Below are 21,736 nucleotides of genomic sequence, written 5' to 3'. Positions count from 1 at the left end.
GTTGTTAATTTCAGGTATAAGCTGTTGGGGAATATGAATTACGCGCAAAAGAAACGTACTGTTGTTCACTGGTTGCCGGTTTATGGTTGTATGGCGACCGGGCTTATGTATGCAGGTATCGGTGTGGTTGCGCTGCTTTCTTTTTTCAAATTGCGTAATGGCGGTGCGGATGAGGGTAGCCTGCTGGCTATACTGAATGATTATGTTATTGGTAAAATATTCATTGGGTTCATATTGCTGGGGACGGTGTGTTATATTATCTGGCGCTTTTATGAAGCTATTACAGATCCTTATGGTTACGACAATGGCGTGACGGGTATCGTCAAAAGGATAGGTATTGCATTGAGTACTGTGGCCGATGTATTTATTGTGTATTCTGCTATCCGGATCTTGCTGGGAGCAAGTCATATTCAGCCGGATGGGCAACCGGTTGAAGAACGTGAGATGGCTCAGCAGTTAATGCAAAGTTATGGCTCCTGGCCGGTTATTGGTTTAGGAGTGGTATATGTTGTTACGGCTGTAGTCCAGCTGGTATATGGTATTACGCAGGGCTACCGGGAAAGGGTGGATATCGAGCGTTTCTCTTCTCTATTCCGTCGTGCCGTTCATTTTGTTGCCTGGGCCGGTTATGCCGCCCGGGGTATTATTCTGGGCATTATTGGTTTTTTCTTCCTAAAGGCGGGGTTTCGTGGCAACGCGCGTTATGTAGTGAATACCGATAAGGCTTTTGATTTTATCGGCGACGATGTAGGGCATGTATGGTTCATCCTTGTTGCCGTGGCTACTTTCTGTTATGGGCTCTTTATGTTTGCGCAGGGAATAGCGTATGACTCTGATGCGGATTAATTTCCACATTGACATTTTTCTAAATCTACCCAGTTAGGCGAAGCGGAGCAAGTTGAAATTACTCTTATCTTTAGGGCACCACAAATATTCTCTTCCTTTCTTAGAATCCAATTCACAACATTCTGTTGCTATTTTATTATTTACCTACAAGCCATGTGCTTGCGGGTGATTGCTGCTATGCCCTTGATTAACTATTAAACACTCATTGATTTATGTTAACCACGTCCTGGAAGAGAACTTCTCTGTGCCTGCTTATTATCTTATTGTTATTGAATGCTGTTGTTGCGCAGCAACGCCGGATCGATGTAAAACAAACTGCTCTTACTTTATTGCGCAAAAACCTGCGCACCACCGGCCTTAACCAGTCAGCCATTGATGACTACCGTGTGTCCGACGCTCATATCGACAAGAAAACCGGTGACCTGATCGTATACCTGCAGCAGGGCTACCTGGGTGTGCCGGTATTTAATAAGATAGGGGTATTCGTTTTCCGGAATGATACGCTGATAGAAAAGAGACTGGATTATGTTGACAAGATCCAACTTAAAGCCGGCATGAATACTACGCCAGCCGTAACTGCTGTGCAGGCTGTTCAGCGGGCTGGTAAGCAACTGGCTATACCAGTTCCGGAAACTCTGCAAATGCTGGAACAGGACGTAACAGCCCGGCGGTTCGTGTTTGATGGAAAGGGTATTGCCCAGCAAAGCCTGCGCAGTGATCTTATGTGGTTGCCGGTGAATGATGGCCAGGAATTGAAGTTGTCCTGGCGTGTGCGCATTGGTTCGGCTGACGGTCAGCAGGAATGGGTGGCCCACGTGGATGCGCAAAGTGGGGAGTTTTTGCAAAAGCATAGTCTCATCGTATCGGAGCGTGGGCATACGGGTGGTGATCATGGTGTGGCGCCGGTGCATGCTGTGCAAAATAATGTCATGATGTCCGTTCCGGTTCCGCTCGCTCCTCCGCCTACTGCGACCAGTGTCAATTACCGTGTGTATGCTCATCCGCTGGAATCTGCTGCTTATGGCAGCCGTACGCTGGTGAATAATCCATGGACGATAGCGGGTGTGAATAATCAGGCTACTACGCATGGATGGCATTTCGACGGTGACCGCAACTTTACTTATACGCGTGGGAATAATGTGTGGGCGCGGGAAGATATTACGGGCCGTCGGGATACGCTTGGGGTGGCTGATGAGTCTACTACGGGCACGCCGTCTCTTACTTTCGACCGCGTATTGGATACGGGTGCTGATCCTATGGCGTCTTCCAATATGGGTGCGGGGATCGATAATCTCTTTTACTGGAATAATCTGGTGCACGATATTACTTATCAATATGGATTTGATGAAGCTGCCGGCAACTTTCAGTCTGATAACCTCGGCCGGGGAGGCGCAGGTAAAGACTATGTACATGCTTTGGCGCAGGATGGCGGTGGCACCAACAATGCCAATTTCTTTACGCCGGAGGATGGTGAAAATCCGCGTATGCGCATGTACCTGTGGGATCTTCTCGTGACGCCGCAACTTCAGATCAATAGTCCTTATACTGCGCAATATGTCATTGCGGAGGGCACGGTGAGCTCACGCAACAGGCTTAGGTATGTGGGGCCTGTTACGGCTGAAATTGTGCGGGTGGATGATCTTAATAATACGCACCAGGCTTGCACCAATATTACCAATGCGGCAGCGCTTGTGGGAAAGATCGCTCTGATCGAGCGGGGTGGCAGCAATTGTTCATTTGTTCAAAAGATCAAAAGGGCCCAGGATGCCGGCGCTGTTGGTGTGATCGTGGTGAATAATGTTGCGGGTAGTCCTATCATCATGAGTGGCGATGATACGACGATCGTAATACCGGCGGTGATGATAATGCAGGCTGATGGTAATACCCTAAAGGCTAATCTGCCGGGGGTAACGGCTACGTTATCGGCTTCGGGAGAGTATGTAGATGGTGCGCTCGACAATGGTGTTGTGGTGCACGAGTATACGCACGGCATCTCGAATCGTCTGACGGCTGGCCCATCTAATGTTACTTGTCTTACCAACATAGAGCAAATGGGGGAGGGATGGAGTGATTATGTGGTGCTGATGCTTACTACGAACTGGGCTACTGCCGGCGTGGGTGATGGTGTCAATAGAAGGCCTATTGGCAATTATGCGCTGGGTCAATTGCCTACAGAAGATGGTATCCGCCGTTTTCCTTATTCTACGGATATGAGCATCAATCCGCTGACTTATGATAGTTTGATATTAACGGGCGGCCAGGAGCATTCGATTGGTGAGATATGGTGTGCTGCGTTGTGGGATATGACGTGGAATATTATTGCGATGGAAGGTATCGATCCAGATATTTATCATGGCACCAAGGGTAATAATATTGCTTTGCAACTGGTGATGCAAGGCATGAAGTATCAGCCATGTGGTCCTGGTTTCCTCGACGGACGGGATGCCATTTTAAAGGCTGATGATATGCTGTACAATGGGGCGCATAAATGTGCTATCTGGAATGCTTTTGCGCGCCGGGGCATGGGTAAGAGTGCTTCTCAGGGGAGTGCTCACTATTATAATGACCAAACGCCTACCAAAGATCTGCCATCGGGGATCAGTATTGTGCAAACGGTGAATAAGGATTCGGTGGCGCCTGGTGATAATCTTACTTATACACTCAAGGCTACCTGTGATTGTACGCCTATAAACAATGTCAATATCGTAGACACGCTGTCGGCTAATCTCACTTTTGTGTCGGCTGCGGGAGGTACTTATTTTGGCTCTATTGTGCGTTTCTCCGGGTTGAATTTTGCGGCGGGTGAAACAAAGACTTTTACTATTCAGACAACTGCGAATGGTAGCTATGTGGCGCCGGTGGCGCTGATCAATGACAGCCGCGACCCTGGGAGTTATACCTGGACACCTTCGGGTAGTGGTTTCTGGACAGAGGTGACCACTAAGTCGCACAGTCCTACGCATGCGTGGTATGCGGCCAACACGGCTAATACCACTCAGCGAATTCTTACATCAGGCAATGTATTGCTGGATACGCTATCTACTTTATCATTCTGGCACTATTATGATACGGAAGCTGCTTTTGATGGCGGGGCCGTAGAGATATCGACCAATGGCGGTAGCTCCTGGCAGGACCTTGGTGCTTACATGACGCAAAATGGTTACAACAGTAACTTACCTCCTTTTCCGGGCGATGCGATCTCTACCACCCGTCGGGGATTTTCTGGCAGCAGTGGTGGTCAATTTATCCAAACAGTTGTGCCGCTTACGGGTTTTGCGGGCAAAACTGCCCAGATACGTTTCCGTTTTGTATCCGACAATACCATGGGGGCTGATGGCTGGTATATCGATGATATCGTGTTGAAGAGCCAGAAGGGTGTTACCAGTGTTGTGAATGTATTTGGCAACAGTTCGTTGTTGTCAACAACCAGGACGGTTGCTTCTTTTGCTGCTGCTGCACTGCCGGTGAACTTCCTGAGCTTCGAAGCCAAACGTCAGGGTGATGGAGCCTTGCTGCGCTGGAAGGTGAACGGAGAGATCAATGTGAGTCATTATGTTGTTGAAAGAAGTAATGACGGCAATTCTTTTACGGCCATAGGATCCGTGCCTGCCAGCACCATCGCTTCCTACGAAAAGGAATATGTATTTACGGATCAGCAGGCGCTTTCCGGGAATGTTTATTACCGCATTGCCGAGAAGGACCTCGATGGCAGTACTACTTACTCGCTCATCAGGCTGGTGACTTTCCCGCTCAATGGTCTGCTGGTAAAAGTGTCGCCTGTGCCTACTTATGACCACCGGTTAAGGCTTGACATCGCTACCAGCGATAATGCTGTAGTAACTGCTACGCTGCTCAATCCGCTTGGGCAGGCGCTTAAAGCATACCGCGTTCGGCAGGGTGTAAATTGGTTGACCCTCGACAATTTCAGTAAAGGGGTTTATTATCTCAAGATCCAAACGAATTCGAACCAGGAAACCATCCGGAAAATAGTGATCGAATAAAACCGGGTACGACTGATCAAACGATAGTGAGGCTGTCTCTTTTTGGGACAGCCTTACGTTTTTAGGAGAATGGATGGCCTGTAAACCATGTCTTTACAATTAGTTAACCGGTCTGCGTATAAAAAAAGCCGTGTTTTGCCCAACGTTTTGGCAACCTATCCTGTATATATTGTGTACATTGTAATAGAAGCTCCCTCGTATTCCAAATCCTGCTGAATAACCTTCCTCCCATCGTATAGCCTTGTTTTAATGTACCGGTCTATGAAGCGAAAACTGATCAGGCATTTGTTGTTGTATTGTATAGCTGCCGCGGCCGCGCTGCCGGGGTTGGCACAATCGCAGGCCTGTCCGATCAATATCAATTTTGCTTCCGGCGATTTGAGCAACTGGTCTGCCAGCACGGGCCTGATGCGGGGTGCTTCACTGAGTTACCCGTTTCCCAATGCGGGTGTGTACAGGGTTCCCGAATACAATATCAATACTACGGGTATCGAGGTGAATACGGTCCCCACTGCTGATGCTTTTGGTTTTTTCCCCTCTATTCCCACGATCAATGGGTATGCTTATAGTTATTCCATCAAGCTTGGGTCTACTGCTACGTCTTATGATCTGGGGCAGGGGAGTAATCCCGGTGGGTTCATGCGGTCCGTTTCTTATACCATCCAGGTGCCGGCCGGCCCGGTGTCGGAGCCATATACCATGACGTATGCGTATGCACTGGTATTGGAAAACGGTACGCACAATTCGAGTGAGCAGCCTTTGTTTCAGGCTACGCTGAATACTCCCGACAGTGTTATTACCTGTGCTTCGCCTCAATATTACCTGCCTACTTTCAACAATGCTGGTCAAGGTGGCGGTGGTCCGGGTGGTGGCGGTGGCAGTTCTACCGGCGCTACGCTGGATTCTGCTACGGCTATTGCGCAGGGCTTTGTGAATAGCCCCGTGCCGTTTTTTTCGCATTCCGGCGGTGGTGGCGGAGGCGGGGGAGGTGGTGGTGGTCAATATTTGTATGATGTGTGGACCAAGGATTGGACGGAAGTGACTTTTGACTTATCGCCTTATCGGGGTAAACAGGTTACGCTTACGTTCGATGCGCATAATTGTAATCCGGGTGCGCACTTTGCGTACGCTTATGTGGCGCTTCGCAACAGTTGTGCAGGGCTGGAGATCAGCGGCCCGAATGATGCCTGTGCCAACGGCACGTTTACTTATTCTATACCAGCACTTGCTAATGCTTCTTATAGCTGGACCGTGCCGGCCGGCTGGACCATCCAATCGGGCGCCAACAGTAATGCTGTGACTGTGCAGGCGGGAACCGGTGGTGGTTTTATTATTGCGCGTGAAGTGAATGGTTGTGCCGATCTGCGCGATACTATTTCTGTGAACAGCAAGCCTCCTACCATACCAGGCATAGTGACCGGCGACAACCAGGTGTGTACTGGTTTGAACAGCTCTTTGCTTACCCTGGGCGGGCAAAACGGTGATATATTGGGATGGGTGTCTTCTACCAATGGCATCAACTGGTCGCCTGTTAGTAATACTTCGCTTTCTTATACGGCACAAAATCTTACTGTCACTACGCAGTTTGCCGCCATCGTACAGAATGGCCCTACCTGCCGTATCGATACCAGTACCCGCGCAGTGGTAACTGTCGATCCTAAAAGTGTGGGCGGGGTATTGAGTCCCGACAATAGTAGTTTTTGTATTGGACAGACAGCGGGTAGCCTGCTTACTTTAAGTGGTAATACGGGCAATGTGGTGAACTGGCAATCTTCTGCGAATGGTAGTCTCTGGAATAGTTTTGCTCCTGCTTATACGCAGCCTTCTTATGCAGCGAGCGGGCTTACGTCTTCTGCTTATTACCGAACGATCGTGAAGAGTGGTGTATGTGAACCTGATACCAGCGCTGTGGCTGCTATTACTTATGTGAATGTACCGTTCCCGGCTGCAACGTATGATCCTGCGCAGGCCAATATTTGTTATGGCGATTCGCTGCAGCTGAATGCCAATATCACTATTGGCACCAGCTATAGCTGGCGTCCGCTGAGTACGCTTCGTAATACCGGCAATGGTAATATTCCTTCGCTTCCTTATTCTTTACAAGCGCTGGCTAAGCCTGCTACCAATACCAATTATATCCTTTCGGTGATGAATGCCGGTTGCCCCAACCCGCTGAATGATACTTTCCGTATACGGGTGGCTGCCCCTATCATTGTATCGGCAGGTAATGATACGTCTGTTGTGCTTGGTCAGTCATTGCAATTGAATGCAACAGTGAATGACGCCACTGCGAATGTATTTACCTGGTCCCCGCCTACGGGGCTTAATAATACTAATATTCGTAACCCAATAGCTGTGCTGTGGGGCGAGACTGCGCAGTCTATGGAGTATATCGTGAAGGCTGCCCGGCCCGATGGTTGTTATGCTACTGACGCTATCAAAGTGAAGGTGTACCGCACGGCTCCTGATATTTTTGTGCCGAATGCTTTTTCTCCTAATAATGACAGCAGGAATGATGTGATCTTCCCAATATGTGTAGGCATTACCCGGCTCGACTTTTTCCGGGTATTTAACCGCTGGGGTCAACTGGTCTTTAGCACCAACACCATCAATAAGGGATGGGATGGGACGCTTGGTGGTGTGAAACAATCTTCCGGCACTTTTGTATATGTGGTGCAGGGTGTAGATATTACCGGCAAGGTGATCGCTAAACGCGGCACGCTGGAGCTCGTTCGTTAAGGTATTGTTTTCCCTCATTAAAAAATTAGTACTGTCCTCGCTGCATTCCTATCTCATCGCTGCTGTTTGAATTATGCAAGTTTTGGTTTGAAATCTTTAATTGCTCTCTGGGTGGGACTGTTTAGTTTTGCTTCCTTAAATGCAATAAGCTTATGATTAAAGCAAAGGGTTATGCGGCTCAGACTCCGGAGACGGATCTGGCGGCCTGGCAGTTTGAACGCCGGGAGGTAGGTGCTCATGATGTTCAGTTGGAGATATTGTATTGCGGGGTGTGTCATTCTGATCTTCACCAGATCAAGAATGACTGGTTTCCTGGCGTGTTTCCCATGGTGCCCGGTCACGAGATCGTCGGCAGGGTTGTTAAAGTGGGTGATCACGTGAAGGGTTTTAAAGTTGGTGATACTGCAGGTGTGGGCTGTATGGTGGATTCGTGCCAGGTTTGTGAGAATTGTAAAGAGGGGTTGGAGAATTATTGTCTGGATGGGAATACGCAAACGTATAATAACCTTGACCGGAGTGGCATTCCTACTTATGGTGGTTATTCCAACACCATCGTGGTTAGGGAAGAGTTTGTGTTGCATGTGTCAGAGAAATTATCGCTGGCTGCCACTGCGCCTTTGTTGTGTGCAGGTATTACTACTTATTCTCCGCTGCGCCACTGGAAAGTTGGCAAAGGACATAAGCTGGCTGTGCTGGGTCTTGGTGGTCTGGGGCATATGGCTGTGAAGTTTGGCGTGGCTTTCGGTGCTGAAGTGACTGTATTGAGCACTTCTCCTTCGAAAGAGGCTGCTGCCAAAGCATTGGGTGCTCATCATTTTGTGGTGACTTCGGATAAGGAGCAGGCAAAGGCTGTACGTCATTCTTTCGACTTCATTATCGATACGGTTTCTGCTGAGCATGATCTGAATTTCTACCTGCGGATGTTGCGTACCAATGGTGTGCATATTTGTGTGGGTGTTCCTCCGGGTCAACTGTCGGTGCATCCATTTTCATTGCTGGGTGGTCGTAAGAGTGTAGCGGGTTCCGGCATTGGTGGTATTAAGGAAACTCAGGAGATGCTGGATTTTTGTGCGGAGCATAATATCGTATCGGATATAGAGGTGATCGATATAAAGGATATTACAAAGTCTTATGAGCGGATGGAGAAGGGTGATGTGCGCTATCGCTTTGTGATCGATATGGCGACTTTGTGATTTCGGCAATCGGCAATGGGCAATCGGCAGTGCGTTTGCTTCGATAGCAGATTTCTCACTGCGCTATCGCTCCGTTCGAAATGACAAAAAAGGTGGTAAATCTTTTAAACATAAAGGCCCTTGTGGGGCCTTTATGCGTTTATATGGGTGGCATGCTACTGTGTTTACTTCAGGGCTTTTTTCAGTTCGGCTCCTGCGTAGTATAATGCTGATTGTATTTCGGGTATGTGGGCCAGTGGGTTGAGCAGGCCGTAGTCGTGGATCATGCCGAGGTAGCGCACGTTGGTGGTGGGTACGCCTGCTTCGTTGAGCTTGCTTCCATAGGCTTCGCCTTCATCGCGCAGTACATCGTTTTCGGCGGTTTGCACCAATGTTGGTGGCAGTCCTTTCAACTGTTCTGTTGTTGCGCGGAGGGGAGATGCGTATATTTCGTTGCGCTGTGCTTCGGGTATGTAATGATCCCAGAACCACTTCATCATATTTTTGGTCAGGAATCTATCGGTAGCAAACTGGTTGTAGGATACTGTTTCGAAGTTGGCGTCTGCCACAGGCCAGAATAATACCTGGAATTTTAAGGCTGGTCCTTTTTTGTCTTTGCACATCAGTGCTACTGCTGCTGCGAGGTTGCCGCCTGCGCTATTGCCCACCACTGCGAGGCGCTGCCCGTCTACATTGATCTCTTTGCCATGTTCTGCTACCCATTTGGTGGCGGCATAGCATTCGTTGAGTGCCACCGGGTATTTGGCTTCGGGAGAGCGTGTGTATTCTGCATGGACGGCTACTGCTCCTGAACTCACTACCACGTCGCGGATAAAGCGCTGGTGGGTGGGGAAGTCGCCGATGACCCAGCCGCCTCCGTGGAAGAACATAAAGGCTGGTAATGTGCCTGTAACTCCGGCGGGCCGCATGATAAAGAGCTTCACTGTGAGACCATCCTGTGTGATAGTCTTCTCGCTAATCTCAACCCCCGATACATCAGCTTTCACGGATGTCTGTGCGCCTTCCAGCACTTTGCGGGCATCTGCAGGCTGCATGGTTTCCATTGGCTTACCGCCACTCGTGTTGAGTGCTTTTAAGAATGCTTTGGTCTCTGCTTCTATTGCAGGGTCTGTAGCGTAGTCTGCTACTTTAATTTCCGTACTCATGGTAGTCTCGTTGTTTGCTGGTGTTGAATTGGTTTGTTCTGGTGTAGTCGTACTGTTGCAGCCAAACAGCAGCAGGGCTGCCGTTGCCAAGCATAATAGTTTCATCACATTTTTGATTTTAAAGTCTGGTGATTCGATGTCTGGTGTCGTTGGAGTAAATCTGATTCAAAGGTAGCCGGGCGTTGTAGCTGTATCAATTGATAAATACAGGGAACTGTTGTATATTTCAATGCCATTATATCTAATGGTTATCAATTAATTTGAACTGTCATGAAAAGCAAACTGATCAATTATGACCCGGCCGATTTTGAAGTGGTGAAGAAAATCGCTTTAACCTTTCCTGAGACGGAGGAGAGCACATCTCATGAAGGAACGCCTTCTGTGAAAGTGCGCGGCAAGCTGATGTGCCGATTGCATGACAATGGTGAGTTTATTCCTATCCACCTTGACTTTGAGTTCCATGATAAGTACCTGAATAGTCATCCTGAACTCTTTCATGTACCTGATCACTTTAAGGGCTATGCTTATATCTGTATGTGGATTCAGCCTCATTATGACAAGAAACTGTTGATGGAGGTACTTGAATTAAGCTGGCGGGGACTGGCGACGAAGAAGAGTATAAAGGCGTACGATGAAAAATAACTTTTATTACATGGATCGTTTTCATAAGTTTCTTTCCGGTACCTTATTGTTGTGTGGTTCTTTTTGTGTGGGTGGCAGGGCTATGGCTCAAAATGCATCAATTCCTACGTTCACTAATTGTAAGCAATGTCTTGTGCTATCTGAGCAATCTGTAAACAGGGTGGCTATTCTTGATCTTCCTGCCAAGCGTATCGTGTGGGAGTGGCGGCCTGATCAATCTTCCGCTATCAAGCCTGAGCATGTGGGCTGGTTTAAATATCCTTCGGATGCGAAGGTGGTGTATGGTGGTGCGGCTATTTTAACGAATGCATCGGGTGGGGGTGTTGCGCTGATCCGTATTGCTGATAAAAAGGTGTTGTTCTATGCTTATGCCGGTGGTAACCCGCATTCTTCTGAACTGTTGCCTGACGGAAATATTGTTACAGCTTCCAGTACGGGCAACGTGATGACCGTGTTCCGGGTGGATACTTTGCAGTTTCCTGATAAGGTGTATAGGGACACGCTTGTTCTTGCTTTTGGGCATAATGTGGTGTGGGACGGGAAGCAGCGGGTATTGTGGTCGGCCGCACAGGATCAGTTGAAAATATTCGCTTATAATAATTTAAATCCTTTTGCGCCGCGCTTCGTTGTAAAGGATTATGTCACTTTGCCTGAAAAGGGGGCGCATGATCTTTTTCCGGTGTATGGCGAGGAGGCTTTGTGGCTGACTAATGAAAAGGCAACTTATAAGTATGATGTTATAAAAAAGAAGTTATCTGTTGTTCCTTTGCCCTGGCATAATGTGAAGAGCGTAAGCTCCGGCCCCAAGGGTTTGCCTACAGTGATCGTTATTCCCGATGGTACACCAGGTAGCTGGTGGACGGATCAGATCAGGTCGTTTGATCAAAGCGTGGTCTTCAAACAAGTCGGGTTGAAAATATATAAGGCAAGATGGTTTGTCGAGAATGAGTTTAGTTATCCGGTTAAGTAGTGAGTTCGTTTACTTCGATAGGGCCGAAGACCCTGGAATAGAGCTGCGAGGCTACAAGCCTCGCAGAGCCATCCTGGTATATTTACATTAAGACACTGTTCTTGGGTTGTATTGGTTTTGGGATGTCTTTTTCGCCGAACATCTGGAGCAGGTCGATCTCAATGGTGCGGCAGATGGACAGCATCGGTACATCGTTGTATAAACCTTCGAAAGGGTTTTCGGAATAATCGCCCACAATTTCCAATACTACAAATATCCAACCGATCAGGGCGCCGATGGGAACGGACAGCCAATACATATCTCCGCCCAGCTTGCTGAACTCGCCTACAACGCCAAAGGGTAGCAGGAATACGAATATGCAGACAAATACAAAGCTGAAGCTACCGTAATGCCTTGGAAATGGGAAGCGCTTGATCCGTTCTGCTTTTCCCTGTTCATCATAAAAGTTATTAAGTGTGCGTTGGAGCTCGATGTGCTGCATCATGTTCATGCAGTTGTTGCGGAAGAGTGCTGCAAGGTCGCCAGTTTGCCGGTCGATCAGCTGGGTTGCTTTGTTGGCAGCGCCTTCATAGGTTTTTTGTTCCTCCGGATCGAGATAGGGTTTGGCTGCAACTTCTGCCAATTCCTGTTCGTAGGGGATCTCCAACAAATGGTAATGGCGTTTCCTGTTGAAGTAGCCAAAGATCCAACGCAGGCTCACGTGTTCCCAGGGAGCAGGCGCCAATAGCTGTTGCCGGAGGGTATAGAGATAGGCAATGTGTCTGTGGACCATGCGTCTTTTGATCAGTTCGAGCTCTTGTGGGCTGATGGTGTCGCTGGCAACAAAATGTTTGAGCATCGTGCCCAGCATCCGGCTGTTGTTGATCATGGCGCCCCATATCTTGCGGGCTTCCCAGAGGCGGTTATAAGCCTGGTTATTCTTAAAGCCAACGTAGAAGGCTACGGCGATGCCGATGACAGAGAGTGGAAGCCAAGGGATGGCCATCCACCGCCATTGGGTGAAATGGTAGGTGCCGCTTACGAGGAGCATCCAGGGGATGAGCCAAATAAAATGGTGGCCGCCAAATTCATAAATCTGTTTGAGTCCGAGTGTTTTCCTTACGATCATAGCCTGTTAGTTTTGAACGTGTTCAATATAGGGAAAAAATGCGTTCCTTGCTCAGCCGCGCGCCGTTTGCTCATTGAATATCCGGAACGCGGGGTAAAGGGATTAAGTTGCCTCGTCATCGATGCCGGACCTGCCCCGGTATATTTTTTCAGGATCAATTCTTAGCTATGAACAAGCGTAGGGACTTCACTTTGCGTAATTACATCTTCTTGCTTTCGGTATCTTTTATCGTTTCCTGCAGTGATGCAGCCCAGGAACTGGAATCGTTCTCCGAGCCAGGGGAGGAGGCTGTAGTGCAGGAAATTTCACTTAGGGATAACAATACGCCTACAGTAGATATTGACAGGTATGTGTTGGTGAACCGACCGTCTGCGGACAGGGCACATGATGCTGCTGAGATATTGCAGGTAAAACGGAAATGGCCGCTGGCGATGCAATCGCAGCGGGTGGCGGACTTCGATTCGATCCTTGCCAGTGATTTTACTTTCTTTGGTGAAGGACGGTTGCTCAACAGGGCTGCTTATATCAAAGATCGTACGACTGCTTCGGAATGGAAGATCACGCATGTGAAGTATGATAACCTGACCTTGCAGTTCTTTGGTGATGTTGCTGTATTGAGTTACCGGAACCGGGTGAATAATGCGCATGCGACTACCAAGGCGGTAGAAACGGAATTTATCGATTGGGTGGACATTTACAGGAAGGAAAAGGGCCGATGGATGATCTGTGGCGCTCATGTGGTTGAGTTTCGTATGCAACCTGAATCTGCGCAGGCATCCTATCTTAACACCAGTCTGGCAGACAGCAAGCGTGCCGGGATTGAATGACTGTGGCTGATTACAATCGTTTGCGTATAAAAATGCTTTGTCGTCCTGTAACTTTATAGCTGCCGATGCGTCATTACTAAAAGATTATGCGCATAGGCCTGATAATTCTTGTCCTGGCTATTGTTACTTCTCCTGTATTTGGCCGGCAATCCGGCATCTTCACTTCTGATATCAACAATTTCTGGAAGGCTTACGATAAGGTTATCCGCATCAGCGATAGTGCTGAGCAGGAAAGGATCATTCAACAATTCTATCTTGACAAGGGAAGTGCCGGTCTCAGGGATTTTGCACGGGCAAGGAACTGGACAGCGGGTAAGTTCCGGTCTGCCATATTGCAGCATCCTGAATTCTGGCGGAGTGTACGTCGCAAGACAATGGTCGCCAGCCGGAAGGGTGCGGCGATCAGGAAACTATTTACCAGTTATCAACAGTTGTATCCCGGATTCAAAAGACCGGATGTGTTTTTTATGATCGGCCATATTGAAACGGGTGGCACGACTACACAGACCAGGGTGTTGCTTGGGACAGAGATCGTAGCTGCTGACAGTAGTGTAAACGCGGAGGGGCTTCATCCGATGCTGCAAAGGTTCTTTTTATCTAATCCCGACATCATGGGGCTTGTAGCGCATGAGCTGACGCACACGCAGCAGCGGGGCGGAGATATGGAAACGCGGCGGAAGTCGAACCTGCTGGGGTTCTGTATTGCGGAAGGGGCCTGTGACTTTATTGCCGAACTGCTGACCGGGAAAACGCTCATGCATCCTTACCTTGTTTATGGTCGTGCGCATGACCGGGAATTGTGGGTCAGCTTCAAGGGGGTGATGTACGGCACAGCTACGCAGGATTGGCTTTATAACGGTGGCCTAAAAGCTACCAAGGTTGCCGACCTGGGTTATTACATGGGTTATGCAATCTGTAAATCTTATTATCAGCATGCTGCTGATAAAGCGCGTGCTGTACGGGAGATCATCGAGCTTGACCTGGAGGATAAGGCGAAGGTTGATCTTTTTCTTGCTAACTCAGGGTATGATGCGGGTGGATCAGTTTATTAGTATGGGCCTATATTTTTAACCATGGGGCCGGACAGGATCAATGTGAAGGTGGGGTAGGTTTCAGTTTAAGAGAATTTGTATACAACCAACCCGTTTTTGTATTAACAGCACCCCTTGTACTCAGCGGATATTTGTACTGTAATATCAAACAACAAAAAAATGAAAAAGTCAATCTTTATTACAGGTGCAAGTAGTGGTATCGGAAAAGAAACTGCAAAATTATTTCACGCCAAGGGCTGGAATGTTATTGCAACGATGCGCAATCCGCAAGACGAAACGGAATTGACGCAGCTGGATAACGTGTTCGTTACTAAGCTGGATGTGCTGGATCTGGAGTCTATTCAGCGTGCAGTGGCTGAAGGGGTACAAAGGTTTGGAAAGATCGATGTGTTGCTCAATAATGCCGGTTATGGCGCCTACGGTCCTCTGGAATCTTTCTCAAGGGACAGGATCATCCGCCAGTTCAATACCAATGTTATCGGGCTTTTAGACATTACCCGGACAGTACTGCCGTATTTCAGGCAGCAAAAAAGTGGGGTCATTATCAACATTTCTTCAATAGGTGGCAAAGTTACTTTCCCTTTGGGTACGTTGTATCACGGGACGAAGTTTGCGGTGGAAGGATTGTCTGAAGCGTTGCATTATGAGGTAGAGCAATTTGGCGGACATGTTAAAATGGTTGAGCCGGGGGCCATAGCTACCGATTTTGGAGGCCGGTCGTTTGATTTCAGTAATGATGAATCGCTAACAGCCTATCAGGATATAGTTGCCAAGTTGTTTGCCGCTATGCCTTCCATGCTCGATCATGCTTCGCCTGCCAGCGTGGTGGCTGATGTAATTTATGAAGCTGCCACCGATGGTAAAAGCCAGTTACGGTACATTGCCGGGGAAGATGCAAAGGTGTTGTTGGCTAACCGAAAGCAATATGATGATGCTACTTTTATCGGTGGTATTAAAGCGCAATTCAGCCTTTAAATAAGGAAAGGAGTTCGGGATCAAGTATTTTGCCGGGGTTGTTGTTTGGCAATAACTCCGGCTATTTTAATAAATTGTGTATTATAATTATGAAGCCTATACTGCATTTACAAGGTATTCCGGATATCGATTCTTTTATGGAATACAAAACCAGACACCCTTTGGTGGAGGTCGTAGATTTTAGTAGTGTAAATGAACATATGATGGAGGGTATGCGTGTGAGTTGTGACTTTTACATCGTGATGTTTAAGAATTATTGTGCCAATAAGCTCCGCTATGGCAGGCAAACGTACGACTTTCAGGATGGCAGCCTGATGTGTGTTGCTCCGAAACAGGTGATAACGATGGATAGTGAGATCGAGCAAAGGGAAGATATGATGGGATGGGGGGTGTTCTTTCATCCGGACCTTATTCGTGGCACTTCACTGGGAAGCAAAATGAAAGAGTATTCGTTCTTTTCCTACGAAACGCAGGAAGCGCTGCATTTGTCGGATAAGGAAAAGCAAGTGCTCTATGATATTGTACAAAAAATAAATGCTGAATTGTCGGAGAATATAGACAGGCATAGTCAGGCGCTGATCGTATCGAATATCGAGTTGCTCCTGAACTATTGTACAAGGTATTATGACAGGCAATTCATTACCCGAAAAGCTCCTCACAGTGACGTGCTGTCGAAGGTTGAAAGTGTATTGATAGCCTATTTTCAGTCACCGGACCTTCATGAGAAAGGATTGCCGACGGTCAAGTATTTGGCAGACCAGGTGCATTTGTCGTCCAATTATTTAAGTGACCTGTTGAAGCGTGAAACCGGCATGAATGCTCAAGACCGGATACATTATTATTTGATTGAAGAAGCTAAAAATTTGTTGTTGAGTACAAATAAAACAGTGGGTGAACTGGCGTTTGAGTTGGGTTTTGAATATCCGCAATATTTTTCAAGGCTGTTTAAATCTAAAACTGGAATGACGCCGCTTGAGTTTAGAGGCCTGTAGTTACTTACTCTTCGACAGATAATAAACGTTGTCTGTTTCTTTTATTTGCAGTTCTCCTGACTGCGGATAGAATTGAAAGAATGTGCCGGTCTTTAGGTTCATAAAGTAATCGGTAGTTACCGGTTCTGCTATCATCGTTCTGCCGGCGGCTTCTAATATCAGAATGTTGTTTTCCTTTTTGCAGATTACTTTAAAAGGAAGATCGCCGGAGGCGTATTCGCCCAGGTATTTGTCGAGGTCGCTGCTTTGCCCGGTAATGGGTTTTGAAAAGGGGATGGTATAGTTGTCGTTAAAACAAATCTTCAGTACTCCTTCTACTATGTCTCTTCTTGGATACAGGATGCCATTGGTGGTGTAGGATATCGCCAGTTTTTGCTCCGGATAATATCTCAGGGCTGTATAGAATTCTTCTATTCTTCCATAATGGCCGTAGCCTTTGGCTCCATCAAAGTCGTACGGAAAGATGCCCATTCCATAATCGTCGATCATGGTGGTCATCTTTGCAAGGCTTGTCTGACTAATGAGCTGACCGGTGAAGAGCTGATGTATGAATGTGGTCAGGTCTGCTGGTGTGGATACGAGCGAGCCTGCGCCTTTGTGGATGCCCGGGTCTGTTGCTTTTTGTATTTTCCAGGTGCTGTCGCTGTATTTATAGGAGAAGCTTTCATTTCTGGCAATGCTGATGGGCTTTCCGTAGTAGGTGTCGGGTAGTTTCAATTTGCTTATTATTCTTTTCTGTACAGTTGCCTCGTATGGCTGCCGGTCGATCTTCTCGATGATATAGCTTAGCAGCAGGTAGTTGGTGTTGCAATAATCTGCTTTTGTGCCCGGCTCGAAATCTGTTCCTTTCTCTGTAATGATCTTCAGCATTTGGGCTTCTGTCTGCGGCTTGTCCATCCAGTCGGGGAAGTTGGTGTCTTTTGTATAATCATGTAACCCGCTTCTGTGGTAAAGCATTAGCCGGATGGTGATCTTGCCCGCATTGGGAAGGCCCGGGAACCAGGTGCTCAGTTTGTCGTCAAGGTTCAATTTGCCTGCTTCGATCAGCTGAAAGATCATGGTGGCTGTGAACAGCTTTGATACTGAGCCGATCCGGTATTTTGTATGGATATTGGGTGTGGTCTTCTTGTTATTCTCCAGTGAAGTAAATCCGATTGCTTTTTGGTATACTACTTTGCCGTCGATTGAAATGGCAACGCTTCCGTTTGCCAGGCCGTGGCTTTGCAACATATTGAACAGGCTGTCTAATTTCCTTGTGTTCAGCTTTTGGGCGTTGGCAGCTGTGTAGAGGAGCAGGGCAAGGACTGTTGTAATAAATCTCATCTGTGTTTCTTTGGTTGTGCTTCCTGTGAAATTAGTGGCTGGTTGTTGTTTGAGCAAACAATTTATTTAGGATTGGGCTAAAGCCCAGAGAGGGGTTGTCTAGATCCCGGCCCTGAAGGGCCGGGCAATTCTGTTCGCAGCAATGCGTTTGCTTCGTTAGGGCCAAAGGCCCTGGAATAGGCCTGCGAGGCTGCAAGCCTCGCAGAGCGGAGGCTACAAGCTTTGAAGAGCGGACTTCTTTTGTTATTCAGTCTTTAAGCTGTCTACGGGGTTTGCCAGTGCCGCTTTCATAGACTGGAAGCCTACTGTAACTAATGCAATGATCACTGAGAAGATAATGGTGGCCAGAAACACTTCGGCTCCTATGCTCGTTCTGTAGGCAAAGTTTTGCAACCATTGTTGCATGAAATACCAGGCTGTTGGTGCAGCGATGAGGAATGCAAGGGTGATCAGTATTACGAATTCTTTTGAAAACAGGTAGATAATGCTCATGGCCGATGCGCCGAGTACTTTTCTGATGCCTACTTCTTTGGTGCGCTGTACTGCCATAAAGGATACAAATCCATATAGCCCCAGGCAGGAAATGAATATGGCTATGCCTGCAAATATTTTGTACAGGTGGGAGAGCTGGTATTCCTGTTTGTAAAAGCTTGCGATCTTGTCGTCGAGGAACTGGTATTCATAAATAAAGCCCGGGTAGGCGGTGCTCCATAGTTTTTCTATGGTGGCTAAGGTTTGTGCTGCGTTTTGTGGATGTATTTCTATATTGATCAGTTGGTAGGAGCGTTTTAATGAGCCAAGTACTGTTGGTCTTATTTCGTTTTCCAGCGAATGTCCATTAAAGTCTTTTGTGACGCCAATAACTGGTGCTGTTACTCTTCCGTTCCAGAAGTCTATCTTTTTGCCAAGGATATCTTCCGGCCTGGTGAATCCCAGTTTTTTAGTCATTGTTTCATTGACTACAAATCCTTGTACGGTATCGGCTTGTCCGTAAAATCTGCCTGCAATCAACTGTAAGTTGTAGGTTTTAAAATAGTCTGCATCGGCCCATTTAAGGTCGGCTCCATAGTCTGTGTTCTTAGTGGCATTGTCAAACCTAAACTCGCTGCTCCAATGTGAGTCGTCTGATGGGCTGTAAGCGCTGACGCTGACATTTTTTATGCCTGGCTGTTGCTGTAATTGCGTTTTTAATGGATCTATTGCTGATCTATTGGGAATGGGTACAGTGACGATGGCCTCTTTTTTAAAGCCCATGGAGGTATTTCTGAATACATCCATCTGGCTTACCACTGTCAGTGTTCCTATGATAAGGACCTGAGCAATCGTAAATTGTAAAACGACTAATGCTCTTCTCATGGATATGCCGCCAGCTTTTCTACCGGTCAATTTACTTTTCAGCACTGCAATGGGTTGAAATCCTGACAGGATCATGGCGGGGTAGAAGCCTGCCAGCAAAGTAACAAGGATGACTACTGATAGCAGGAATGTAATCATCGTTGGATTGAATTGCATTTCCATCGGGGTTTGCAGGACCGTGTTCAGGAATGGCAAAGCAATATATGCCAGTAATATTGCCATCATTACTGATGCAAATGTAACGATAAATGTCTCACTCAGGAACTGAACGATCAATTGTGTTTTGCTGCTTCCCAACACTTTTCTGACGCCTATTTCTCTGGACCGTGTGACTGCCCTTGCGGTAGCGAGGTTGATAAAATTTACACAGGCGATGATCAGGAGAAATACACCAATAAGGGTTAGAACATTGATCAGTTCTTTGCTGAAGGTGCGCCCGCTGAGTGTTCCAAACTCTGCATTGTAGTGTACATCTTTCAATGGTTGTAAGGTATAGCCCATGTTGGCATATTCAGCAGGGGTATATTTCTTTACGAGGGCTTTGAGGTCGTCGTTGAATTGTTGTTCTGCTATGTCTTTGGGTAGCACAATGTAGGTGTTCAGGTTGCCCGTCTGCGTTGCCCAGTCTGTTGAATTATGCTGCGAATAGGTTTTTAAGGAAAGAGCTGCCTGGATGGGGAAATCAGTATTGACGGGAACGTTTTTTAGAATGCCGGTTACCTTACATACTTTTTGGTTGTCGTATTTGATGTAGTTGTTTATGGCTGTCTGCCAATTGCCAAAGTATTTATCGGCTGTTTCCTGTGTGAGTATAATTGTATTGGGTTCGGACAGGGCTGTCTTCGGATTGCCTGCTATGAAGGGAAAATTAAAGATGTCGAAGAACTCCGGGTCGGCAAAGTACAGGTAGGGGACTTTAAACATTTTCTGTGTTGCGTTGGCTTCATCTGCCATGACCGTCAGCTGCATATTGTCTTGCACGAAAATGCGCGCCACCTGTTCCAACTGCGGATAGTCTGTCTTTAAGGCTCCGGCTAACGGAAACGTGTTGGCTCTTGAATACTCCATGCCATCAGGAGATTGGGTGGCAGCTACTACTCTGAAGATGCGGTCGTCGTTTTTGTGAAAATTATCAAAGCTTGTCTGGTATTGTATGACCAGGAAAATAAGCAGGCAGGCTGCTATGCCTACTGCCAATCCTGTAATGTTGATCGCCGCATAGCTTCTGTTGCGGAATAATGTTCTGATACCGGTCTTAAAGTAGTTATTGAAGTGTGATGTCATTGGTTACAGTTTGGCATTGCTGATAGGCAATGGCAGCTATTACAATGCCAAAACTGCAGTTTGTTGATTTGCAATTCAATAAGATGAAGGGTTAAATGTCATACAATGTTTCTGATACGGACAGTGTCCGGTTTTAGTACAGGATGTTGCGTTCTTTTGCTTCGGTAGCAGATTTCTCACCCTGTTTATTTCTTGTGTATGTAAGTTCGTATGGCAGGGTTCGAAATGACAAAAGGGGAACAGCCTGATTATAGTTTATCGATGTAGGTGAGGTATTGGTGTGTGCTTTCTTCGATTCGTTCGTCGGTGGCGCGAAATTCCAATCCGTAGTAAGCAAAGAAGGGGCGATAGTCGGCTTTTATGTAGGCAAAGGTGATCTCAAAGGGTGAGGTCAGCTGGGCCAGGGTGTATTTGTATCGCCCGTCTTCCCGGTAGTCGATTTCTTCGATGCCTGCCGACATTGCAAGCGCTACTTTTTTGTTCTGCATTTTGTAGCCGCTGGTACTGCCATAGGCCCATCCATAGGTCATTACTTCATCGAGCCATTTCTTCAACAATGGGGGACAATTGAACCAGTAGAACGGGAACTGGAATATGATCTTGTGGTGTGCTTCTACCAGTTGCTGTTCTTTGGGTACGTCTATTTTCTCATCGGGGTATTGCTGATAAAGATCGTGCAGCGTGTATTTGTCAGGGTGTTTTTGGAGCTCTTCAATCCAGCGTTTGTTGGTCCTTGAAATGGATAAGTCCGGATGTGCGATAATGATCAATGTTTTCATGGCTTATATTTGTTTTCAACAAAATTAGCCGGCTACCTGTTAGCTTGTATGCTGGCAACCCATTGTACGGTACTATCAAAATTGTAAGTAATGAGTAAAGTAAAGAAGACCTCTACGAACTATGAAAACAAGCAGCTTATGATCGATGAATGTATCGAGATGTATGCTATTCATCTGCTCAGTGGGCAGTGGACGATGGCTATTGGCTGTTACCTGCTACAAGGGCCGTTGCGTTTTGGAGAATTGCGGAAATGTTTGCCCACTATTACGGAACGGATGTTGACGCTACACCTGCGTAAAATGGAACAGAACAAGCTGATCAAACGAACGGTATATGCGGAAGTGCCGCCGAGGGTGGAATATGAGCTTACAGAGATCGGTCTGGGACTGGAGCCTATTATCAAGTTGTTGGCCGAATGGGGCGAAATGCATAAAAATGCTGTTAAATTGGCTCCAACTGGTGAGCCGGTATCTCAATAATTGTTAAATCCGGCTATCTTTAGT

16 protein-coding genes are annotated in these 21,736 nt (G+C 47.2%); 11 read left to right on the top strand and 5 right to left on the bottom strand.

Translation table 11 applies throughout. The features are described 5' to 3' along the window. Positions 1–33 precede the first annotated feature (33 nt). The 4 genes from AC5JBY_RS29570 to AC5JBY_RS29555 all read left to right on the top strand — a co-directional run bounded on the left by AC5JBY_RS29570 (position 34) and on the right by AC5JBY_RS29555 (position 8,779). Positions 34–846, top strand: a complete 813-nt coding sequence (locus AC5JBY_RS29570; protein ID WP_495908302.1) for a DUF1206 domain-containing protein — start codon at positions 34–36, stop codon at positions 844–846. Positions 847–1,058: 212 nt separating this feature from the next. After that, complete coding sequence (locus tag AC5JBY_RS29565) at positions 1,059–4,847, top strand: M36 family metallopeptidase (RefSeq protein WP_495908301.1); 3,789 nt, start codon at positions 1,059–1,061, stop codon at positions 4,845–4,847. Between the two features lie 261 nt (positions 4,848–5,108). Then, positions 5,109–7,586, top strand: a complete 2,478-nt coding sequence (locus AC5JBY_RS29560; RefSeq protein WP_495908300.1) for a DUF8696 domain-containing protein — start codon at positions 5,109–5,111, stop codon at positions 7,584–7,586. 152 nt (positions 7,587–7,738) lie between these two features. Next, the gene (locus AC5JBY_RS29555) at positions 7,739–8,779 is read left to right on the top strand and encodes an NAD(P)-dependent alcohol dehydrogenase (protein WP_495908299.1); all 1,041 of its coding nucleotides are present in this window, start codon (positions 7,739–7,741) and stop codon (positions 8,777–8,779) included. A gap of 164 nt (positions 8,780–8,943) precedes the next feature. Here AC5JBY_RS29555 and AC5JBY_RS29550 read toward each other — a convergent pair whose 3' ends face one another. Continuing rightward, positions 8,944–10,029, bottom strand: coding sequence for an alpha/beta hydrolase (locus AC5JBY_RS29550; protein WP_495908298.1), 1,086 nt, complete (start codon positions 10,027–10,029; stop codon positions 8,944–8,946). Positions 10,030–10,194: 165 nt separating this feature from the next. Here AC5JBY_RS29550 and AC5JBY_RS29545 point away from each other — a divergent pair, with 165 nt between their 5' ends. Both AC5JBY_RS29545 and AC5JBY_RS29540 read left to right on the top strand, forming a co-directional pair. Further along, positions 10,195–10,566, top strand: a complete 372-nt coding sequence (locus AC5JBY_RS29545; RefSeq protein ID WP_495908297.1) for a hypothetical protein — start codon at positions 10,195–10,197, stop codon at positions 10,564–10,566. Between the two features lie 10 nt (positions 10,567–10,576). After that, entirely contained in the window at positions 10,577–11,536 is a 960-nt protein-coding gene (locus AC5JBY_RS29540) for a DUF6528 family protein (RefSeq protein ID WP_495908296.1), read from the top strand. 82 nt (positions 11,537–11,618) lie between these two features. Here the strand turns inward: AC5JBY_RS29540 and AC5JBY_RS29535 are convergent, their stop codons facing one another. Continuing rightward, positions 11,619–12,644 (bottom strand): bestrophin family protein, encoded by a 1,026-nt coding sequence (locus AC5JBY_RS29535; RefSeq protein WP_495908295.1) that lies wholly within the window; start codon positions 12,642–12,644, stop codon positions 11,619–11,621. Positions 12,645–12,811: 167 nt separating this feature from the next. Between AC5JBY_RS29535 and AC5JBY_RS29530 the strand changes: the two genes are divergently transcribed. The 4 genes from AC5JBY_RS29530 to AC5JBY_RS29515 all read left to right on the top strand — a co-directional run bounded on the left by AC5JBY_RS29530 (position 12,812) and on the right by AC5JBY_RS29515 (position 16,490). After that, positions 12,812–13,471 (top strand): nuclear transport factor 2 family protein, encoded by a 660-nt coding sequence (locus tag AC5JBY_RS29530; protein ID WP_495908294.1) that lies wholly within the window; start codon positions 12,812–12,814, stop codon positions 13,469–13,471. Positions 13,472–13,557: 86 nt separating this feature from the next. Continuing rightward, positions 13,558–14,523 carry a DUF2268 domain-containing putative Zn-dependent protease gene (locus AC5JBY_RS29525; protein WP_495908293.1) on the top strand — a complete coding sequence of 322 codons (966 nt, stop codon included), beginning with the start codon at positions 13,558–13,560 and terminating at the stop codon, positions 14,521–14,523. Between the two features lie 159 nt (positions 14,524–14,682). Then, positions 14,683–15,498 (top strand): SDR family oxidoreductase, encoded by an 816-nt coding sequence (locus tag AC5JBY_RS29520; RefSeq protein WP_495908292.1) that lies wholly within the window; start codon positions 14,683–14,685, stop codon positions 15,496–15,498. A gap of 89 nt (positions 15,499–15,587) precedes the next feature. Then, positions 15,588–16,490, top strand: coding sequence for a helix-turn-helix domain-containing protein (locus AC5JBY_RS29515; RefSeq protein WP_495908291.1), 903 nt, complete (start codon positions 15,588–15,590; stop codon positions 16,488–16,490). Here AC5JBY_RS29515 and AC5JBY_RS29510 read toward each other — a convergent pair whose 3' ends face one another. The 3 genes from AC5JBY_RS29510 to AC5JBY_RS29500 all read right to left on the bottom strand — a co-directional run bounded on the left by AC5JBY_RS29510 (position 16,491) and on the right by AC5JBY_RS29500 (position 21,232). Further along, positions 16,491–17,813, bottom strand: coding sequence for a serine hydrolase domain-containing protein (locus tag AC5JBY_RS29510; protein ID WP_495908290.1), 1,323 nt, complete (start codon positions 17,811–17,813; stop codon positions 16,491–16,493). It abuts the gene before it with no gap. Between the two features lie 243 nt (positions 17,814–18,056). Then, positions 18,057–20,453: an ABC transporter permease gene (locus AC5JBY_RS29505; protein WP_495908289.1), complete on the bottom strand. Its 2,397-nt coding sequence runs from the start codon at positions 20,451–20,453 to the stop codon at positions 18,057–18,059. Between the two features lie 248 nt (positions 20,454–20,701). Beyond that, on the bottom strand, positions 20,702–21,232 hold the full coding sequence (locus tag AC5JBY_RS29500) for an NAD(P)H-dependent oxidoreductase (protein WP_495908288.1): 531 nt from the start codon (positions 21,230–21,232) through the stop codon (positions 20,702–20,704). A gap of 90 nt (positions 21,233–21,322) precedes the next feature. Here AC5JBY_RS29500 and AC5JBY_RS29495 point away from each other — a divergent pair, with 90 nt between their 5' ends. Then, the gene (locus AC5JBY_RS29495; protein WP_495908287.1) at positions 21,323–21,712 is read left to right on the top strand and encodes a winged helix-turn-helix transcriptional regulator; all 390 of its coding nucleotides are present in this window, start codon (positions 21,323–21,325) and stop codon (positions 21,710–21,712) included. The last annotated feature ends 24 nt before the right edge of the window (positions 21,713–21,736 follow it).

It is taken from the genome of Paraflavitalea sp., from assembly GCF_059502485.1.
This window is presented reverse-complemented; position numbering and strand designations above follow the sequence as displayed.

Bases quoted from the DNA above. Each gene is read 5' to 3' on its own strand.
- AC5JBY_RS29510 (WP_495908290.1), bottom strand. From the start codon at position 17,813: ATGAGATTTATTACAACAGTCCTTGCCCTGCTCCTCTACACAGCTGCC.
- AC5JBY_RS29535 (WP_495908295.1), bottom strand. From the start codon at position 12,644: ATGATCGTAAGGAAAACACTCGGACTCAAACAGATTTATGAATTTGGC.
- AC5JBY_RS29495 (WP_495908287.1), top strand. From the start codon at position 21,323: ATGAGTAAAGTAAAGAAGACCTCTACGAACTATGAAAACAAGCAGCTT.
- AC5JBY_RS29520 (WP_495908292.1), top strand. From the start codon at position 14,683: ATGAAAAAGTCAATCTTTATTACAGGTGCAAGTAGTGGTATCGGAAAA.
- AC5JBY_RS29545 (WP_495908297.1), top strand. From the start codon at position 10,195: ATGAAAAGCAAACTGATCAATTATGACCCGGCCGATTTTGAAGTGGTG.
- AC5JBY_RS29525 (WP_495908293.1), top strand. From the start codon at position 13,558: ATGCGCATAGGCCTGATAATTCTTGTCCTGGCTATTGTTACTTCTCCT.
- AC5JBY_RS29550 (WP_495908298.1), bottom strand. From the start codon at position 10,029: ATGAAACTATTATGCTTGGCAACGGCAGCCCTGCTGCTGTTTGGCTGC.
- AC5JBY_RS29560 (WP_495908300.1), top strand. From the start codon at position 5,109: ATGAAGCGAAAACTGATCAGGCATTTGTTGTTGTATTGTATAGCTGCC.
- AC5JBY_RS29530 (WP_495908294.1), top strand. From the start codon at position 12,812: ATGAACAAGCGTAGGGACTTCACTTTGCGTAATTACATCTTCTTGCTT.
- AC5JBY_RS29565 (WP_495908301.1), top strand. From the start codon at position 1,059: ATGTTAACCACGTCCTGGAAGAGAACTTCTCTGTGCCTGCTTATTATC.
- AC5JBY_RS29505 (WP_495908289.1), bottom strand. From the start codon at position 20,453: ATGACATCACACTTCAATAACTACTTTAAGACCGGTATCAGAACATTA.
- AC5JBY_RS29515 (WP_495908291.1), top strand. From the start codon at position 15,588: ATGAAGCCTATACTGCATTTACAAGGTATTCCGGATATCGATTCTTTT.
- AC5JBY_RS29500 (WP_495908288.1), bottom strand. From the start codon at position 21,232: ATGAAAACATTGATCATTATCGCACATCCGGACTTATCCATTTCAAGG.
- AC5JBY_RS29540 (WP_495908296.1), top strand. From the start codon at position 10,577: ATGGATCGTTTTCATAAGTTTCTTTCCGGTACCTTATTGTTGTGTGGT.
- AC5JBY_RS29570 (WP_495908302.1), top strand. From the start codon at position 34: ATGAATTACGCGCAAAAGAAACGTACTGTTGTTCACTGGTTGCCGGTT.
- AC5JBY_RS29555 (WP_495908299.1), top strand. From the start codon at position 7,739: ATGATTAAAGCAAAGGGTTATGCGGCTCAGACTCCGGAGACGGATCTG.